This is a genomic window from Cytobacillus firmus NBRC 15306, from assembly GCF_001591465.1.
In the GTDB taxonomy this organism is placed as follows: Bacteria; Bacillota; Bacilli; order Bacillales; family Cytobacillaceae; genus Cytobacillus; species Cytobacillus firmus.
The window spans coordinates 1-17,027 of record NZ_BCUY01000005.1 but is presented as its reverse complement, the minus strand read 5'-3'; the positions used below and the strand labels follow the sequence as shown (position 1 = coordinate 17,027).

Here is a 17,027-nt window from a genome sequence, read left to right as displayed (position 1 = left end):
CCTACCGCTTATTTTGTTTCGCGATGTGCAGTCGAACGCTTGTCTCTTGGGCAATATTTTTTAAGCTCAAGACGATCTGGATTATTTCGTTTATTTTTTTTAGAAATATAGTTACGATCTCCACATTCTGTGCAAGCTAACGTAATGTTTACACGCATGTAATTTCCCTCCAAACTATGTTCAAACTAGTTCGTTCATACGACTTTTCTATAATATCACTTTTTAAATCGAAATGCTAGTACGTTTTTTTAAAAGTATCCTCTTTAAACCTGTCTATCAAAAGGCTGTTATACTGAAGCGTTTCTGATTTGCTGTTTCCGTTGATAATCCATGACTCCCCTTCTGCTGTTCCTCTGCCATTAAATACTGCATTAAGTGCGAAGATGCTTATTGCATTGCCCTGGGCCATAGGGTGGTATTTTAATGTTCCTTTCTTTTTGCAGTTCCATATCTGGTCACTGAAAATGTTCCAGTATGGCTGAATCGTACACTCTTCCATTTTTTTGCCGTTAAGCTGGCCGTTAACCAAAAACAGCTTGGAATCAGCCATATGAAAGATGACATTTTCTGCGGGTGAAATAAATGAAAGGTGTTCACGGGAAGAAAACTCATGTCTGTGCTGCAATAGAAGCTTAATCGTTCTGGGCTCGTCCGCATGGTTCGTAATATAGCATCTAAAATAGGAAATTTTAGAGTGGATATTTTCTGTTTTAATTTGAACAGAAATATGTTCATCAGGAAACATTTCTTTACTGACATTTTCCAACCAGTAAGTTTTCCCGTCTATCCATAATCCGGGAATCATTCTCAATTTCCCGATCGGCGCTTTCTCCATTTCTTCATAAACATCAGATTGAATCCAATTTAATGTATTCATCTTTATGCACCTTTTTCTATAATTTTTTTAACTGCATTTCAATGGCAGGTAAAATAAAATACATCATACCAGGTCTTCCAGCTTCTGGCTGATCCGGGTTTCTTGAAAAACTCTTTTTGTTTCATCAGCAATGCGTCTCCAGCTGAATAGGCTTTCTGCGACCTTTTGACCTTGTTTGCCAATTGTATCGGCGGTTTTAGGGTTCTCAAGGAGAGCGGAAGCCTGTTCTGCAAAGCTGTGAGGATCTCCAGGGGCCATGAACAGCCCGGAATATTCATGTTTAACGATTCCCTTTAACCCGCCTGTATTGGATACTATCGCCGGCTTTCCGGTAATCATTGCTTCGAGGGCCACAATGCCAAATGGCTCATAGTAACTTGGAAAAACAGCGATTTCGCACTTCTGAAAGAGAGCTAATCTTTGCATGTCATTTATATATCCTGGAAAATGTATGACATCATCCACTTTCAGTTCTTTTGCTTGTTTTCTGTGTGCTTCAAGCATAGGACCTTTGCCGGCAACGATTAAATAAGCATTCTGATACTTTTCTTTTACAATAGCCGCTGCCTCGATTAAGGTATCAAATCCTTTCTCCCTCACCATCCGTCCAATGGAGAATATCAGCCTTCCGCCTTTTTTAATCGGAAGTCCTTCTAATAAGCTTTCAGGATCGTCAAGAAGTGTTTCTTTGCTGATTCCGTTTGCGATAACAGATATTTTTTCACTGGCTATTGAAAATTGGTGAAGTACTTCTTCCTTCATATATTCACTGCAGACAATAACTTGATCTGATCCATGAATCAGCTGCTCTTCTTTTGTATGGATAAATTTCTGCAATTCTGTGTATATCCCATTATTCCTTCCATACTCTGTTGCATGTATAGTCGTAATTAAAGGGCAGTGCAAGCTCTCCTTTAAGGACAGGCCGCATGCACCTACAAGCCAGTCATGTGCATGAATGATTTCAAAGTGGTGAAAGGATGACAGTTCAGCAGCTTTTTGCTCCATTGCCAAATTCAATCCCAAAATCCAGTGCAGAAAGTTAGGATCTTTTTCATTTAGCGGCTTAACCCGGTGTATATTGATACCGTTTATACGTTCGCAGCTTGAAAGAGTGCCGGGATTAGCAGTCAGTATATGAACCTCATAATCCTGTTTTAATCCTCCGGCAAGTCCGTACACATGCCTTGATAAACCGCCTACCACATGGGGAGGATACTCCCAGGTAAGAAGAAGGATTTTAGGTTTATCGTTAATGAAACTATTATTATTTAGTTCTGAAGTTACCGCGTCCATCATTCTTTACCTTCTCCTTCACTCACTGATTCATAATAGGTGTATGTACTCACATTCACAGTCCATTCAGGCTGAACCTCAGATTCATATTTTCCGTGTGAATGGCAGGGTAATTCCTCAGAAGTATGCAGTGCTTCTGAGCGCAATAATGGGAAGAAATGAGTATCTGTTATTTTAATGCCCAGCTCTACACAATACACCTTTCCGGGTTTGAGCCCTTTAAAGGTCCATTCAGATTGATCGGACAGGATAACTTCATGATCACAGACTCCATTGGCTCCATCAAAAATAACCCCGGTAACATTATAGATTCTTAAAGATTTTCTCAAGGAAGAGGCAGGCTCGTCCAAGTATAGTGATAGCAGCTTCTCTTTCTGAATAGATAATCTCCAGGATACTTTTACCTTATCATCTGCTGAGCGTGTTAATATCAAATGATCTTTCGTTTGATTTTGCACGGGATTTTCTTCAGCAATTAAATTCCCTAAAGACTCCCCGCTGTCGCGTTTCCCTTTATTTTGGATAAGTTTGGTCCACTGGTACTGTACTTTTCCTACTGTTGTCTCAAGCTCACTGGCAATTTTACGAAATGAAAGCCCCCTGCGGCGAAGCTTAATAATTTCATCTATCATGACGGCACCTCTTGCAATTATTTTCATAAAAAGGATACTATATGACAAAATGCAAAATTTTATGACTATTTATATAACTCAATGTTATCACTGATATGGATAACCTACAATGAACGGAAATTGTCGCTTCTTGCGAATGCACATTCCTTCCCGATTTTAAATAGAAAAAAATTTTTTTATCGCTAGCTGAGCTTCTTATTCGACAGAGCTTAGTCAACAAGAATCTTTAAATTTCACCTGTTTATGGATTATATATCGAAATTTGTCAATTTTGATGGTAAAATACTTCTGTGCAATGAATTAGAGGTGACTTTTATTGGAATCAATCTTGCTGTCATTATTGATAATATCTATAGGACTATTAATTCTTTCAGTGTTCTTGAGAGATCCTTATAAAGAGCTGCGCGATGAAATGGACCAAATGTCCATGCAGCAAATTCAGGAAATGTATCAGATTAAAAAGAAATTAAAAGTATTGGAAGAAGAACTGCTGGTGGCGGATGAACCCTTTATTCAGCACGTTCCTGCAGAATCTTCTATTCATTCTGCTGAAAAAAGGGAAGTTCATGAAATTATAAAAAATCAGGTGATGCTGCTGACCAGGCAAGGGCTGTCAGTAGAACAAATTGCAAGACAATCATCGCTCTCTCCTGAAGAAGTAAGGACCATTCAAACAGAAATGAAATTTAGGGGCCATTCCTATGAATAAAAGAAATACCCGGGCATTTGCATTTGGCATCCTTATTGCTGTCATAGCTTTTGGCACAGCCTACTTTTTAAATAAACCGGAGCAATCGGAACAGAGAATAATGGATGAAAACAGCGCAAAAAAACTTCTGCAGGCAAATGGCTATACAGTATTAACAGACGAAGAATATGCCCTCTTGCAGCAGACGGAAGCCAAAGACCAAGATGAGAAAAAAGAAGTAAAAGAAGAACCTGCTGAGGAAAATACGGAGCAAGAAGAAGAGTCTCAGAAAGTCTATAAGCTAACCATTGAAAGAGGCATGACACCCGGGGAAATCGCAGCATTGCTTGAAAAAGCAAGTGTTATCGATCAGGCAGCAGACTTCGGCAATTACCTGGAGGAATACGGGTTCAGCAAAAAAATACAGCTGGGCACATTTGAACTGACCCAAAATATGAGCTATAAAGAAATTGCTAAAATCATAACAAAAAGCTAAAAGGATAAGATTCCTTTTAGCTTTTTTACTGTATAGAGGCCCGCAGACAAGGAAGGCTTCGTCAGCATAATCATCGCAGGACCAAAAGCGACAGCTTTTTTAGAGGATGCGGGTCATGCAGACGTTGCCACAGGACGTGGCGACCTTAGTCTGCGCTCCTCGTGGGCAAGGCGCTTCCGCTTTTCTTGTTAATTATTTAAATCATACTGGCGTCCTTTAACCAAATAAAAAATATGCTCAGAAATATTCGTAACATGGTCAGCTGCTCTTTCTAAATAGCGGCAAATAAATGAAAGCTGGGTGATCTGCGGCAGGTATTCCGGTTTCTGCAGATTGATTTGCAGCAGCTCTTTAATGGTTTCACCATAGAGGTCATCGACCTGATCATCCATATCGGCAACTTTTTTGGCTTTTGAAGTATCTTCTTCAGTGAAGGCTTCCAGTGATAGACGCAGCATTTCAGTTGAAATTTCATACATTTTCTTTATATGTTCAATCGGCTTAATTAGCGGTTCTGACCCAATCCGTATGGTGGACTTCGCAATATTCACACCAAAGTCTGCAATTCTTTCAATGTCTGTTGCGATCTTTATAGCTACAATGATGCGGCGGAGGTCAATAGCCACTGGCTGCTGTTTAGCAATTAAAAGAATGGCTAAATCATTTATTTCCTCATATAGAATATCAGCCTGATTGTCGTCATCAATGATTTCAAGTGCCAATTCAATGTTTTGGGTTTCAAGCGCTTCAACCGATCTATGCAGGGCCTCCATTGCAAAATTGCCAATTTCTACAAGCATTTTTTGAAGCTCCTGCAGATCATATTCAAACCTTTCACGTACTGCCATCATTGTAATCCCCCTTCATCCTATTAGTAATGATTAACTCTTTAAAACAACCAGTATAACAGATCAGCCGAATCGTCCAGTAATATAATCTTCAGTCCGCTTATCTGATGGGGTAGAGAATATCTTATCTGTATCGGCAAACTCGATTACTTCACCGTTTAAGAAGAAAGCTGTTTTATCAGAAATACGTGCTGCCTGCTGCATATTATGAGTAACGATAATAATGCTGAATTCTTCCTTAAGCTCCTGTACCAGCTCCTCTACTTTTAATGTAGAGATAGGGTCAAGTGCAGATGTAGGCTCATCCATTAAGATGACATCCGGTTCAATTGCAAGACAGCGTGCAATGCAAAGTCGCTGCTGCTGCCCGCCGGATAGGCCGTACGCATTCTGATTCAGACGATCTTTAACTTCGTCCCAGATGGCGGCACCCCTCAAACTTTTCTCAACAATCTCATCAAGGATTTTTTTATCGCGGATACCATGAATTTTCGGTCCATATGCTACATTTTCATAAATGGACTTTGGAAATGGATTTGGCTTTTGAAAAACCATCCCCACATTTGTTCTTAAATCCTCCACTTTAAATGATTTATCAAGAATATTACGCTCCCGGTATAAGATTTCGCCGGAAATTTTTACTGAAGGCACAAGTTCAACCATGCGGTTCAGCGTTTTAATATATGTGGATTTACCGCATCCTGATGGTCCGATAATTGCTGTTACTTCATTTTCATTAATGGCTAAATTGATATTTTTTAACGCATGGCCTTCACCATACCAAAGGTTGAGATCTTTTGTATTATAAACAACTTTTTTGTTTTCTGCTGAATTTGGAGCTATGCTTCCTTTTTTTACATTTGGATTTGTTTTTTCTGTCACTACAGGCATTTTAGAAAACCTCCCAGGCTAATATCTTTTTTGGAACTTGTTCCGAACTAAGATGGCTATTGAGTTCATCGCGAATAACACAATTAATAATATAACGATTGTTGCAGCTGCCAGGTTTGCATATTCTGCCACTAGAGCAGAGTCGATGGTCCAATAATAAATCTGTACCGGCAAAATCGTAAATTTATCAAAGATTCCATCAGGAACAGGAATTAACAAAGCCGGTATTCCGATAACAACCAATGGCGCTGTTTCGCCTATTGCCCGCGATAATGCAAGAATAACCCCCGTAAGGATTCCAGGTAATGCAGCAGGAAGTACTACATTTTTAATCGTTTGCCACTTTGTAGCTCCCATTCCGTAAGAGGCTTCTCTTAAAAATTGGGGTACAGCACGAATTGCTTCCTGGCTGGCAACTACTACAACAGGAAGAACCAGCAGTGCCATCGTGAGACCTCCTGCGAGAACTACAGAACCCAAATCTAATGCTCTTGCAAAAACAGTTAATCCAAGGATTCCAAAAACAACTGACGGAACTCCCGCCAAGTTTGAGATATTCGTTTTAATAAATGAAGAAATGCGTCCCTTGGCTGCATACTCTTCAAGATAAATGGCTGTTCCTACTCCAAGAATCATCGTTACAGGAGCAATAACAAGCATCAGCCATAAGGTTCCGACTATAGCTCCCCAGATTCCGGCTCTTTCAGGATCGGTCGATAAGCGATTCATTAGAAAATCTATGTTTATCCATCCTAATCCATCTGCAAGGACCCGATATATCAAAACGATCAATACAACAAGACCGAATAAGGTTGCCAAGAAGAAAATGGTTTTGGCCATGTTATTGGCAAGCAGGCGAATGCCCATTTTTTTATGCACTTGTTCTGAATCTACATATTTCATTAATATTCCTCCCTGAACCTGCGAGAGATATACTGAGCAAGAAGGTTCATAATTAACGTAAACACAAACAATGTCATTGCAACAGCGTAAAGGCTGTAATATAAGGTTGTTCCTGCGGCTGCTTCCCCGCCTGTTACTTCCACAATATAAGCAGTCATAGTCTGCATGGATTGAGTAACGTCAAAAGTAAAATTTTTCGAACTACCGCTCGCAATGGTTACGATCATCGTTTCCCCTATTGCTCTGGAAATTCCTAACACAAACGAAGCAATGATACCCGAAATGGCTGCTGGCACAACCACTTTCCAGGTTACCTCAAGCTTTGTTGCCCCCAGTGCAAGAGCACCTTCCCTCATCGCATTTGGCACAGAACTCATTGCATCTTCAGAAAGGGAAGCTACCATTGGGATAATCATGATTCCCATTACAATCCCGGGGCTTAAAATATTTGTTGGTTCAAGACCAGGAATAAAAGATCTTAGTAAAGGTGTTACAAACGTAAAAGCAAAAAATCCATAAACAATGGTAGGAATACCTGCCAGGATTTCAAGAAGAGGCTTTAATGCCTTTCTTGTTCTTTCTGATGCGTATTCACTTAAAAATATGGCTGTCATCAGTCCCACTGGAATAGCCACTAGCATAGCTATTGAAGTCGAAATGATTGTTCCCGTCAGCAAGGGCAGAACACCAAAGACAGCATTTTCACCTAAAGGCTTTAATTGAGTGCCTGTAAAGAAATCTATAAAAGGAACGTCTTTAAAAAAGGCGATTGTTTCCGTGATTAAAGTAAGTACAATTCCAATAGTAGTGAAAACTGAAATTGCTGCGATGCCGAATAATATTTTCGGTATTAATTTTTCTGTGTAATTATTGACACTTCGAGAATTTTTCTTTTGCTGAATGATTTCTCGTACATTCAGCGTTTTGTTACCGTGTTGAACAGTACTTTTAGCCAAGTGTAAAACCCCTTTCAGGCTTCTCATCCAAAGAAGAACTCTTTACATGAACATCACAAGAAGATGAGAAGGCAAACCTCTCATCTTCTCATAACAAAACTTCTTTATTTCAATCCGTTCAAAGCATCCAGAGAAGCTTGGATATCTTCATCAGATAATGGAGCAAATCCAGTTTCTGCTGCAACATCCTGTGCATTTTCCATTGTATAGATAGCATAATCAAGAACTTGCGGCTTTTCTTTCGCCATATTTGTATTCAGGTATGTGAATACCGGGCGAGTAAATGGAGCATAATCTCCGTCTTCTTTGATTGTATCTAATGATGGCTCAACAGGTCCGCTGCCAAAGTCAACTTTTACTGCAGACAATTTATCTTTGTTGCTGTCATAGTAACCATAGCCAAAGAATCCGATAGCATTTTTATCTTTAGATACAAGATCCACTAAAGTTGAGTAATCCTGCTGCAGGTTGATATTTTCAGGAAGGTCCTGTTCTTCGAGAATATTCTCAAACATAAATTCGTACGTGCCATGGTTTTCATTTGGACCATATGTCTGAATTTCTTCATCCGGGAAATCAGGGCGAACATCTGACCATTTTTTCTTTCCTGCACTTGCAAGGAAGATATCAACAACTTCCTGCTGTGTAAGTTCAGCAGCCCAGTCATTTTCTTTATTAATTACAATTGTTATACCGTCTAAAGCAACCTTCATTTCCTGTACATCAATGCCAAGCTCTTCAGCTGATGATTTCTCTTCATCTTTGATTTGGCGGGAAGCATCATTAAAATCTGTTCCGTCTTTGGCAAGGAATTTCTTAAAGCCTGCTGAAGTTCCGGAACGGCTGACTTCTACAGAGACATTTTCCTGTTCTCCCATATAATTTTCAGCCATGCGTGCCATAAATGGATAAACTGTACCAGAACCGTCTATGACCACACTGCCTTCCAGTGCTTCACTGTTATCTCCATTTGCGCTGGTACCTTCTTCGCCTCCGCATGCTGCAGTGAATGCCATTACGGCAGATAGCATTAGTAAAAGGCTCATTTTTTTAAGAAGTTTCATTCCTGAATTCCCCCTAAGAAATTTGGTTGTTTTGTCCTACGCATTTAGAATAAGGGTTGACTGTTAACCCGGTTTTAACTAATTGTAAAGCTTTTGTAAATGTCAGCAATTCTTGTGTAAATATGTCGAATTAGAGGTATAACGTAAAATTTAGATATCAAAGATACTAAGACAAAAAAACTGTCTCCCGTTTAAATAGGGAGACAGCCCAACAAGCTTATTCATTTTCTTCATTTTCTTTGCGGGCATCTTCCTGCCCTTCAATTACTTCATCAATATTTTCCACTTTTTGAACAGACTCTTTGCTGTCGCTGCCTTTCTTTTGACGCTCCTTTTTAAGCTCAAAGTAAGCATCCAGAACACGTTCGCCAATTTTTTTATTCGCTCCGTGGTCCACGCTTCCCTGATAGGCCCATGGAACTAAAACAGCCATGGCAATTTCGGGGTTCTCTGATGGTGCATAGCCAACAAGGCTGAGATTCATGACCTCGGGAGGCTCTTTTCCAAATTTACTGCGCTCAGGTCCATCATAAAAGGCTTCTGCTGTACCTGTTTTACCCGCTGGTTTATACTCTTTGCCCGCAAAATAGGAATAACCTGTACCGCCTTTTTCCTGCATGACTCTGCGGAAGCCTTCCTGAACACGATCCATCCAGCCATCTTCCAGTTCTACCCTATTAAGAACCTTTGGCTCCATCTCCTGAACAATAGGGCCAAGTTCATTATTTTCCATTAATGGTTCACGGATTTCCTTTACAATATGAGGCTCCATCCTATTGCCGCCATTGGCAATCACAGAAACATATTGGGCAAGCTGCATGTTGGAATAGGTGTCATACTGTCCAATCGAAAGGTCAAGCATGAAACCAGGCAATGCACTCATTCCTTTAAAGCCTGTTTGCTCATTAGGCAAATCAATCCCGGTCCGAACGCCAAGACCGAATTGAGCAAAGGATTCCCTTACAGTACTGAACGCTTTTTTATCTATCCATAATGGCTTCTCGAACTCATATTTCCCCCCGCCTATATTGATGACAGTTTCAAACATATAAACGTTGGAGGAAAATTTAAGAGCATTAATATCATTTAAAGGGCCGAAGTTTCTCCAGGATTTTTTTACCGGTGTTACTTTGATTTTTAAAGGACGATCATAAAAAACAGTTCCGGGATTAATAGCCCCCGTTTTATAACCGGTAAGTATTGTAGCACCCTTCACAGCTGAACCGACATTATAAGTAGTCGTGATGTTGCCTAATGCATCATCCTGCATTTGGGATTGGCCTGTGTCTTTATCCTTTACAATCTTTTTGCCGGCCATTGAAAGAACTTCTCCGGTATGCGGGTCCATCAGTACCACATAAGCCCTGTCCAGTAATGCAGTTCCGGATGATGCCTTGGCTTTACGCAATTCCTCTTCAATGATTTTCTCAACTTCCTTCTGAAGATCCATATCTATGCTCAGCACAAGGTCCTTGCCTCTTTGACCGTCTGTGATGGGAATAGTTTCAAGAACATTCCCGGCTTTGTCCGTAATATTTTTCACTTTTGCCTTTTGGCCGTGGAGTACTTCTTCATATTGCATCTCAATATAACTTTTTCCTACACGGTCATTACGGCTGTAGTCACGGGCCATATAGTATTCAATCTGTTCAGCCGGAAGACCTTCATCAGAGCTTGTTACTTTTCCTAGCACTGATTTCAAAGTATCTCCAAAGGCATAATATCTTTCCCAGTCGGTTGTTGTATCAACACCTGGTAAAACCTGCAGATTTTCACTGACCACTGCAAATTCCTCAGGTGTTACTTTTTTATTCTTAACGATTTGGGGTGTTAAAGCATATCCGCTTGTAAATTCTCTGTAGATAGCAAGAACTTCAAGATCGTCTTTTGTCAATTCACTTAATTCCTCTTCTGTAATCCGATCCAAAGTGAGCTGATATATGGCCTTATCCAGCTCCTTTTCATTACCCTCATACTTCTTTTCAAGTTCTTCTTTATCTTTTTTAGTAACCTTTTCTTCTGCCTTTTCAGGATTCTTCATGATCCAGTAATCTTTCTTATCCCGTTCCTGGACCTTTTTGGTATCTTTGTCTATCAGCTTGGCCAGCTTTTCTGACACCTCAAGCATTTCATCCTGCTTATAGCCATTATTAGTAAAAGTGATGGCATTTTGCGGGGTATTATCGACAATCACCTGTCCATTTCTGTCAAACATCTTACCTCTTGGCACAGGACTGTTGACTGTAACATCTTCCGTTCTTTCAATCTCACGCTTATAATCATCGCCATAAACAATCTGAACCATCCCAAGCCGGAGGATCAGCATAGAAAATAATAAAAACACAGTAAAGAAGAGCATATTCAGACGGAAAGGAACATGGGTCTTCTTTTTCTTCCTATTCAAATTACGCACACTTCCTTTAAAAAAGTCTCATAGTCCCATTCTAAAAGAAAATAACAATAAATTCTATAAAGAACCCTTTTTCGACAAAGATAATTTTATTGGCAAAAAAAAGAGAGAGGATTTCCTCTCTCATGCAGACTGAAATTGAACCTTTCTGACGAAAAAATAAATGACTGAATGTCCGGCTCCTATTATCAGGAGAAGAATAGGGATGCTTTTTTCTTCCTGAAAAAAAGTTACCGCAGCTAAAAAACTTAAAATCGATACTATACGTCCTGCATTTAAAAAGATTTCCCTGACGACAATATACTCAATCCTCATCTCCGCTGCCTTCCACCCTCTGCCAATGACATCATAGGTTAATGAGATATAAGGCACAAGCAGGAGAGGATACGCTACAGCAATGGCTGCTGCATACATAAGCAGCTTTGGATAGGTGACATCAAATACAATAAAGAATATGGCCGCATATAGTAATAATCCGCCGATCAGTATGGCTCTTTTCCGATACTCTTTTTTCAAGAGTCTTGACACAAGATAATACCCTAAAAAAGATATACTTGAGTTGACCAAACCGTATGTGCCAAGAGCCAATTCACTGCCAGTTGAAATGAAGACATAAACTGATATGACAAATATAAAGGTTCCTTCTCTGAGCCCTTGAAAAAAGTGGGCATTTGTAATCATGCGCCAATTCAGGCTGTTTTTTCGTTCTGCAAGAATTCTTCTAAATAAATACCTTCCATCTGCCGGCCGCCTTTTAAGAAAGAAGCTTAAAAAGACAGCTATTGAAAAGAGGGTCAGGGAAATTCCGAAGATAACGGAATATCCGGTGAACTTTTCCATCCTTGAAATAATGAAACCCGCTGCTATCGGGCCAATCATACCCCCAACGGATGTTAGTATTCCAAGGAAGCCATTAAAGAAATCCCGATTCTCCGGCTCAGTTATTTCAAAAGTGAGTACATTGAAAGCAAGCCAGTAGAACCCATACCCTACCCCCAGCAGAGCACCAAGAAGCAATAAGAAGTTCGAGGCGTTTGTTCCAATAAACAGTACGGTCAGATAAAAAAGGGCTAAAAAAATCACCCCGATTCTCAGTACTATGACACGGTCAATCTTCTTAGCCCATCTCCCCGCCAGAATAAAAGTCAAAGGCTGCAGAACAACAATGGCCAGGTTATACAAAGCCAGATCACTGAACTCACCAGACTGCTTCCAGAGATAGATATTTACAAACGTGTTTGAAAGGGCAGCACTTAAAGAATACAGCCCGCCAATAAATAATAGCAATGTTAAATCCTTTGTTAAATCGACATCACCGATCAGTTTTTTAAATCTGCTCATAAAAAAACTCCCCTTTGGTTCTAAGGGTAGTCTCTTACAAAGCCAGTGCGGTTATGCAATGATTTAGAAATTTGCACAAGAGTCAGCGCAAATTCAATATGACAAATTAAAAACACGGCAGATATAATCTGCCGTGCTGTCTGATTTCTTATTTTGCAGCGCTGTAACGCTTAGAAACCTCATCCCAGTTAACAACATTCCAGAAAGAATTGATGTATTCAGGACGACGGTTTTGGTATTTTAAGTAGTAAGCATGCTCCCAAACGTCAAGGCCAAGGATTGGAGTCTTGCCTTCCATTAATGGTGAATCCTGATTAGGTGTGCTTGTTACTTCAAGTTCACCATTGTTTACTGCAAGCCATGCCCAGCCTGAACCAAAGCGAGTTGTAGCGGCCTTTGCGAACTCTTCTTTAAAGCTGTCATAGCTTCCGAATTTGCTGCTGATGGCATCTGCTAATTCACCTGTTGGCTCTCCGCCGCCATTTGGAGAAATGATCTGCCAGAAAAGAGAATGGTTTGCATGACCGCCGCCGTTGTTTCGTACAGCAGTACGGGCAGCTTCAGGAACAGCATCCAGGTTGGATACTACTTCTTCAACAGTTTTAGAAAGAAGCTCTTCGTTTCCTTCCAAAGCATTGTTAAGGTTTGTTACATAAGTATTGTGATGCTTTGTATGATGAATATTCATCGTTTCTTTGTCGATGTTTGGCTCCAATGCATCATAAGCGTAAGGTAATTGCGGTAATTCGAATGCCATAATAAAATTCCTCCCTATGTATCTGTTTTGGTCAGCCCCCGAAACAATTCAATCATTTATAAAATTCAGATTTTATAATGTTTCTAAGGTCTTTAGATTAAGATTACCAAAGATGGATTTTTGTTTCAATCAAAATGCTTTGCTACATATATACATTATCCAAATTAGTATTTTTTATCCGCAGGAGTTTGCTTATTTAAAGAACCACAAAAAGAAAATAAATAATCATTACTCCCTGGATCACCGCTTTGGCTGCTGCGCTGCTGACAAATCCGATTACAGATCCGAACCCAATCTTTAATGCATCATTAAAGTTTGTCCTGTTAACTGCGAGTTCAGCAATAACCGCTCCAAGAAATGGCCCAATCAGGATTCCCAGTACAGGAATGACAAATGGGCCAGCCAAGAGGCCGATTGTACTTCCCCATATACCAGCTTTTGAACCGCCATATTTTTTCACACCAATCATATTGGCTACGTAATCAGCTCCAAACAGCAGGAGAACAAACAGCCCCTGAATCGTCCAAAATAGCCAGTTAAACGGTTCAAAAGAAAAAAAGACTCCATAAAGGATAAAACCCCCCAGCAAAAACAGCACACTTGGTATAATTGGAAAAACCAGCCCCGCAAAAGCGACAATAAACAACAGAATAATCAGTGTCCAATAAACTATCTCCACTATCAGCACCTCTTCAATAAAATAAAATAAGCACGGGATCATCCCCTGCTTATTTTACCACTTATTCTTCCCCTAAAACAGCTTCAGCAATATTCACAGCGTGATCACCGATACGCTCCAGGTTGCTGACAATGTCGACATACACAATGCCGGCCTGTCCAGTGCAGAGGCCTTCATTCAATCGAAGAATGTGCTGTTTGCGGAGCTTTCTTTCCATCTTGTCAATCTCTTCTTCTTTTTTTTACAACATGCTCTGCAGCAATTTTGTCATTATGATCCAGTGCCTGCATAGCTTCTTTCACGGTGGAAATGGTTAATTTGAACATTTGCTCCAGATCTGCCATGGCTGAATCAGTAATGGATACTTTATTTGCCTGTTTATAATCAATCAGTTCTATTACATTTTCGAAATGGTCACCGATACGCTCAATATCTCTTACCGTATCCATCAGCATTGTGTGCTCAGCAGATTCATGTGCTGAAAGTGAGCTTGTAGAGAGCTTAATCAAATAATCTGTAATTTTACGGTCAAGGTTATTGATTGCATCTTCTAACTGGTATGCAGTATCGGAATGTTTTTGATTGCCTGTTTTTAAATACTGAACCGTTTCTTCAAGTCCGCGTACAGAAAATGTACCCATGCGGAGCACTTCTTCCTTAGCTTGTCCAAGTGCAATCGATGGCGATTGTTCAATAAACATAGGATCCAAATGCTTTGCTTTATAATCAGCAACCGCATCTTCACCCGGAATGAGCTTGGTCACGATCCACGCCAGTACAGCTACAAATGGAAGCTGAATAATTGTATTAGACGTATTAAAAATTCCATGTGCAAAGGCAATTGTCATTTCAGGATTTAGATCCATTTTACCCTGCAGTGTTTCCACTAAGAATGTAAAAGGCTTTAATAAAATCAAGAAAATGGTGGTACCAATTAAGTTAAACAGTACGTGTACAGCTGCAGCTCTTCTTGCAGCAACAGAGGCTCCAATAGCAGCTAAAACAGCAGTAATGGTTGTACCTATATTATCTCCAAACAGAACTGGCAATGCCGCATCCAGATTAATCAGCTCTTCAGAAAACAATCCTTGGAGTATACCAATTGTGGCACTAGAGCTCTGGACAATAACTGTAAACACAGTTCCGACAACCACACCCAGAATTGGATTTGAACTCATGCTGACGGTCAAGTCATGGAAAGATTCCAATGTGCGAAGAGGCTTCATTCCTCCGCTCATTAATTCCAGACCGTAGAATAACGCACCAAAACCAAAGACGATTTGACCAAAGTTATTGACTTTTTTATTTTTAAAGAAAAACAATAGGATTGAGCCTAAAGCAATGATCGGCAGAGCATACTCACCGATATCAATCCCAATGATGAATGCAGTAACAGTAGTTCCTATATTAGCCCCCATAATTACACCTATCGCCTGGCGCAAAGTCATGAACCCGGCTGATACTAAACCAACTGTAATTACAGTAGTTGCAGAGCTGCTTTGTATAAGGATGGTGACAAGTATACCCGCCAATACCCCCATTAGCGGATTTGTCGTAAAACGATCTAATAAATCTCTCAGCCGGTCACCAGCTGATTTTTGGAGCCCGTCACCCATGAACTTGATTCCGTAAAGGAAAATACCAAGTCCCCCCAAAAATTCAAAAAGCATTTGCTGAACATTTAGTTCCACAATTTTCAACCCCTATAATTTATTCGACATGATTCATCAAACCCCATACAATTATTAATGTTATTCAAGATAAAAGTAAATATAATCAGAGCCAAATTTACAATACCTTAACATTGACCCCTAATGTTACAGTTTCATTACAAAAACAGAAGAAGTATTGCTTTAATACCAAAAGAGTATTTCCCTTGTAACTCCTAGGAATTTGGCTAAAATAAGAATGTGAATCTCAAAAAGGGTGTGTGCAAATGAATATTTTTGTTCAGTTTTATAAAAGTTTGTTTTCTCCTAAAGATATTGCTTTATTCAGGCATCAGGGAATAGGCAAGACTATTTTGTATGTTTTTTTCCTTACCCTGCTGTCAGTATTACCAACCGTATTTTATTCCGGGGCAGGAATCATGAATGGCTTCAATGCTATTGATGAAACCATTGATAATCAATTACCCAATTTTGAAATAACAGATGGACAGCTTTACACAGATGAAAAAGCACCAGTTACCATCAGCAAGGATGACTTTACAATCATTGTTGATTCGACTGGTGCAGTTGATCCTTCAGTTCTAACCGAAAGCGGCAATACGATTGCTTTTTTGACAAATGAAGTTTACATACGTGCAGAAGGACAGGAACAGACATATCCATACTCGATGCTGTCAGGCAGCACAATTTCCAAAAGTGATCTTTCCGAGTTCCTTGCTTCTGCAGAATCCCTTATGCCGATTATTATTTCCTTAATAGGGATTGTCATTTATATTTTTGCAGCGGGCATTCGATTTATTGAGATATCCTTTTTAGCACTGGCAGGCCTTCTTATCAAAAAAACTCTTGCCAAAAAACTGGAATACCGCCAGTTATGGCGCATGTCTGCCTACAGCATTACTTTGCCGGCCATTTTCTTTACTATCATGTCAGCCCTGCAAACCACCGTGCAAAACGGGGCAATTATTAACTGGCTTGTTTCCCTTATTATTCTTCTGCTTGCCATTAGGGAAGTTCCTGCTCATAACCCAAAATAAAACGTGCACCCAGCGCGTTTTTTATTTTGCATTAAAATAATTCTCTTGTGTCTGCAGAATAATAAAAAGAGATCTTTTGTTGGTCTAAGCAAGATAGGACAAGCATACATATTGGGTAAACATGCTATTTGCAGGAGGTTTGTCCAATATGAAAAAACTTGCGGGAGTATTGCTTTCAGTCCTTGTAATTTACGTAATTTTTTATGACCTGAATCATGGTACACTCCCAGCTGGGCAAAACCCGTCTATGGAGGCCGGCACAATTCCATCTGCAGAAACAGACGCAGGCTTTTTTGAGAAAAAGGTCAATCCGGGAGAGACAGTTCTTTCAATAATTGAACTAAACCTTGATGGGCCAATTCCGGTTGGCATAGACCAGTTGGTATCTGACTTCGCAGAATTGAACAATGGAATGCAGCCAGAAGAAATAAAATCCGGTGAAACCTATAAATTCCCAAAATATAGTCAGGGCAACTAATCAG

Annotated in this window: 17 protein-coding genes and 1 pseudogene; 4 read left to right on the top strand and 14 right to left on the bottom strand. The window is 39.9% G+C overall.

The window, feature by feature from the left end; genetic code table 11:
• Positions 1 to 8 precede the first annotated feature (8 nt).
• The 4 genes from rpmG to BFI01S_RS02420 all read right to left on the bottom strand — a co-directional run bounded on the left by rpmG (position 9) and on the right by BFI01S_RS02420 (position 2,805).
• On the bottom strand, positions 9 to 158 hold the full coding sequence (gene rpmG, locus BFI01S_RS22190) for a 50S ribosomal protein L33 (protein ID WP_053434400.1): 150 nt from the start codon (positions 156 to 158) through the stop codon (positions 9 to 11).
• A 77-nt stretch (positions 159 to 235) separates the two neighbouring features.
• On the bottom strand, positions 236 to 877 hold the full coding sequence (locus BFI01S_RS02430; protein ID WP_061791182.1) for a hypothetical protein: 642 nt from the start codon (positions 875 to 877) through the stop codon (positions 236 to 238).
• A 63-nt stretch (positions 878 to 940) separates the two neighbouring features.
• A complete protein-coding gene (locus BFI01S_RS02425) occupies positions 941 to 2,176 on the bottom strand; it encodes a glycosyltransferase family 4 protein (protein WP_061791181.1) in 1,236 nt (411 codons plus the stop codon).
• Entirely contained in the window at positions 2,173 to 2,805 is a 633-nt protein-coding gene (locus BFI01S_RS02420) for a DUF4912 domain-containing protein (RefSeq protein WP_235831076.1), read from the bottom strand. The genes BFI01S_RS02425 and BFI01S_RS02420 overlap by 4 nt, the downstream gene beginning before the upstream one ends.
• 316 nt (positions 2,806 to 3,121) lie before the next feature.
• Between BFI01S_RS02420 and BFI01S_RS02415 the strand changes: the two genes are divergently transcribed.
• Both BFI01S_RS02415 and BFI01S_RS02410 read left to right on the top strand, forming a co-directional pair.
• Positions 3,122 to 3,514, top strand: coding sequence for a hypothetical protein (locus BFI01S_RS02415; RefSeq protein ID WP_035332714.1), 393 nt, complete (start codon positions 3,122 to 3,124; stop codon positions 3,512 to 3,514).
• Complete coding sequence (locus BFI01S_RS02410) at positions 3,507 to 3,989, top strand: endolytic transglycosylase MltG (protein ID WP_035332713.1); 483 nt, start codon at positions 3,507 to 3,509, stop codon at positions 3,987 to 3,989. The genes BFI01S_RS02415 and BFI01S_RS02410 overlap by 8 nt, the downstream gene beginning before the upstream one ends.
• A gap of 188 nt (positions 3,990 to 4,177) precedes the next feature.
• On the opposite strand, the gene phoU is transcribed toward BFI01S_RS02410, so the two are convergent.
• The 10 genes and pseudogenes from phoU to BFI01S_RS02360 all read right to left on the bottom strand — a co-directional run bounded on the left by phoU (position 4,178) and on the right by BFI01S_RS02360 (position 15,508).
• Positions 4,178 to 4,837, bottom strand: coding sequence for a phosphate signaling complex protein PhoU (phoU, locus tag BFI01S_RS02405; RefSeq protein ID WP_172581969.1), 660 nt, complete (start codon positions 4,835 to 4,837; stop codon positions 4,178 to 4,180).
• Positions 4,838 to 4,900: 63 nt separating this feature from the next.
• The gene (pstB, locus tag BFI01S_RS02400) at positions 4,901 to 5,728 is read right to left on the bottom strand and encodes a phosphate ABC transporter ATP-binding protein PstB (protein ID WP_061791179.1); all 828 of its coding nucleotides are present in this window, start codon (positions 5,726 to 5,728) and stop codon (positions 4,901 to 4,903) included.
• Positions 5,729 to 5,746: 18 nt separating this feature from the next.
• Positions 5,747 to 6,631 (bottom strand): phosphate ABC transporter permease PstA, encoded by an 885-nt coding sequence (gene pstA / locus BFI01S_RS02395; RefSeq protein WP_061791178.1) that lies wholly within the window; start codon positions 6,629 to 6,631, stop codon positions 5,747 to 5,749.
• Positions 6,631 to 7,587 (bottom strand): phosphate ABC transporter permease subunit PstC, encoded by a 957-nt coding sequence (gene pstC / locus BFI01S_RS02390; protein ID WP_061791177.1) that lies wholly within the window; start codon positions 7,585 to 7,587, stop codon positions 6,631 to 6,633. Before pstC ends, pstA begins: the two co-directional genes overlap by 1 nt.
• Before the next feature lie 104 nt (positions 7,588 to 7,691).
• A complete protein-coding gene (locus BFI01S_RS02385; RefSeq protein WP_061791176.1) occupies positions 7,692 to 8,651 on the bottom strand; it encodes a PstS family phosphate ABC transporter substrate-binding protein in 960 nt (319 codons plus the stop codon).
• Positions 8,652 to 8,868: 217 nt separating this feature from the next.
• Positions 8,869 to 11,055, bottom strand: a complete 2,187-nt coding sequence (locus tag BFI01S_RS02380) for a peptidoglycan D,D-transpeptidase FtsI family protein (RefSeq protein ID WP_061791175.1) — start codon at positions 11,053 to 11,055, stop codon at positions 8,869 to 8,871.
• 129 nt (positions 11,056 to 11,184) lie between these two features.
• The gene (locus BFI01S_RS02375; protein ID WP_061791174.1) at positions 11,185 to 12,402 is read right to left on the bottom strand and encodes an MFS transporter; all 1,218 of its coding nucleotides are present in this window, start codon (positions 12,400 to 12,402) and stop codon (positions 11,185 to 11,187) included.
• A 148-nt stretch (positions 12,403 to 12,550) separates the two neighbouring features.
• Positions 12,551 to 13,159: a superoxide dismutase gene (locus BFI01S_RS02370; RefSeq protein WP_035332705.1), complete on the bottom strand. Its 609-nt coding sequence runs from the start codon at positions 13,157 to 13,159 to the stop codon at positions 12,551 to 12,553.
• A 196-nt stretch (positions 13,160 to 13,355) separates the two neighbouring features.
• Positions 13,356 to 13,838 carry a DUF456 domain-containing protein gene (locus BFI01S_RS02365; RefSeq protein ID WP_061791246.1) on the bottom strand — a complete coding sequence of 161 codons (483 nt, stop codon included), beginning with the start codon at positions 13,836 to 13,838 and terminating at the stop codon, positions 13,356 to 13,358.
• A 61-nt stretch (positions 13,839 to 13,899) separates the two neighbouring features.
• A pseudogene (locus BFI01S_RS02360) lies at positions 13,900 to 15,508 on the bottom strand (Na/Pi cotransporter family protein).
• A gap of 266 nt (positions 15,509 to 15,774) precedes the next feature.
• On the opposite strand from BFI01S_RS02360, the gene BFI01S_RS02355 reads away from it, so the two are divergent.
• Both BFI01S_RS02355 and yqfZ read left to right on the top strand, forming a co-directional pair.
• Entirely contained in the window at positions 15,775 to 16,545 is a 771-nt protein-coding gene (locus BFI01S_RS02355; protein WP_035332701.1) for a DUF1189 domain-containing protein, read from the top strand.
• Positions 16,546 to 16,693: 148 nt separating this feature from the next.
• Entirely contained in the window at positions 16,694 to 17,023 is a 330-nt protein-coding gene (gene yqfZ / locus BFI01S_RS02350; RefSeq protein ID WP_035332699.1) for a protein YqfZ, read from the top strand.
• The last annotated feature ends 4 nt before the right edge of the window (positions 17,024 to 17,027 follow it).

What these genes read in the sequence shown, in the direction of transcription:
- rpmG (WP_053434400.1), bottom strand. Translation starts at nt 158, where the DNA reads ATGCGTGTAAACATTACGTTAGCTTGCACAGAATGTGGAGATCGTAAC.
- BFI01S_RS02355 (WP_035332701.1), top strand. Translation starts at nt 15,775, where the DNA reads ATGAATATTTTTGTTCAGTTTTATAAAAGTTTGTTTTCTCCTAAAGAT.
- pstB (WP_061791179.1), bottom strand. Translation starts at nt 5,728, where the DNA reads ATGCCTGTAGTGACAGAAAAAACAAATCCAAATGTAAAAAAAGGAAGC.
- BFI01S_RS02375 (WP_061791174.1), bottom strand. Translation starts at nt 12,402, where the DNA reads ATGAGCAGATTTAAAAAACTGATCGGTGATGTCGATTTAACAAAGGAT.
- BFI01S_RS02420 (WP_235831076.1), bottom strand. Translation starts at nt 2,805, where the DNA reads ATGATAGATGAAATTATTAAGCTTCGCCGCAGGGGGCTTTCATTTCGT.
- BFI01S_RS02385 (WP_061791176.1), bottom strand. Translation starts at nt 8,651, where the DNA reads ATGAAACTTCTTAAAAAAATGAGCCTTTTACTAATGCTATCTGCCGTA.
- BFI01S_RS02370 (WP_035332705.1), bottom strand. Translation starts at nt 13,159, where the DNA reads ATGGCATTCGAATTACCGCAATTACCTTACGCTTATGATGCATTGGAG.
- BFI01S_RS02410 (WP_035332713.1), top strand. Translation starts at nt 3,507, where the DNA reads ATGAATAAAAGAAATACCCGGGCATTTGCATTTGGCATCCTTATTGCT.
- BFI01S_RS02430 (WP_061791182.1), bottom strand. Translation starts at nt 877, where the DNA reads ATGAATACATTAAATTGGATTCAATCTGATGTTTATGAAGAAATGGAG.
- yqfZ (WP_035332699.1), top strand. Translation starts at nt 16,694, where the DNA reads ATGAAAAAACTTGCGGGAGTATTGCTTTCAGTCCTTGTAATTTACGTA.
- BFI01S_RS02425 (WP_061791181.1), bottom strand. Translation starts at nt 2,176, where the DNA reads ATGATGGACGCGGTAACTTCAGAACTAAATAATAATAGTTTCATTAAC.
- pstA (WP_061791178.1), bottom strand. Translation starts at nt 6,631, where the DNA reads ATGAAATATGTAGATTCAGAACAAGTGCATAAAAAAATGGGCATTCGC.
- phoU (WP_172581969.1), bottom strand. Translation starts at nt 4,837, where the DNA reads ATGGCAGTACGTGAAAGGTTTGAATATGATCTGCAGGAGCTTCAAAAA.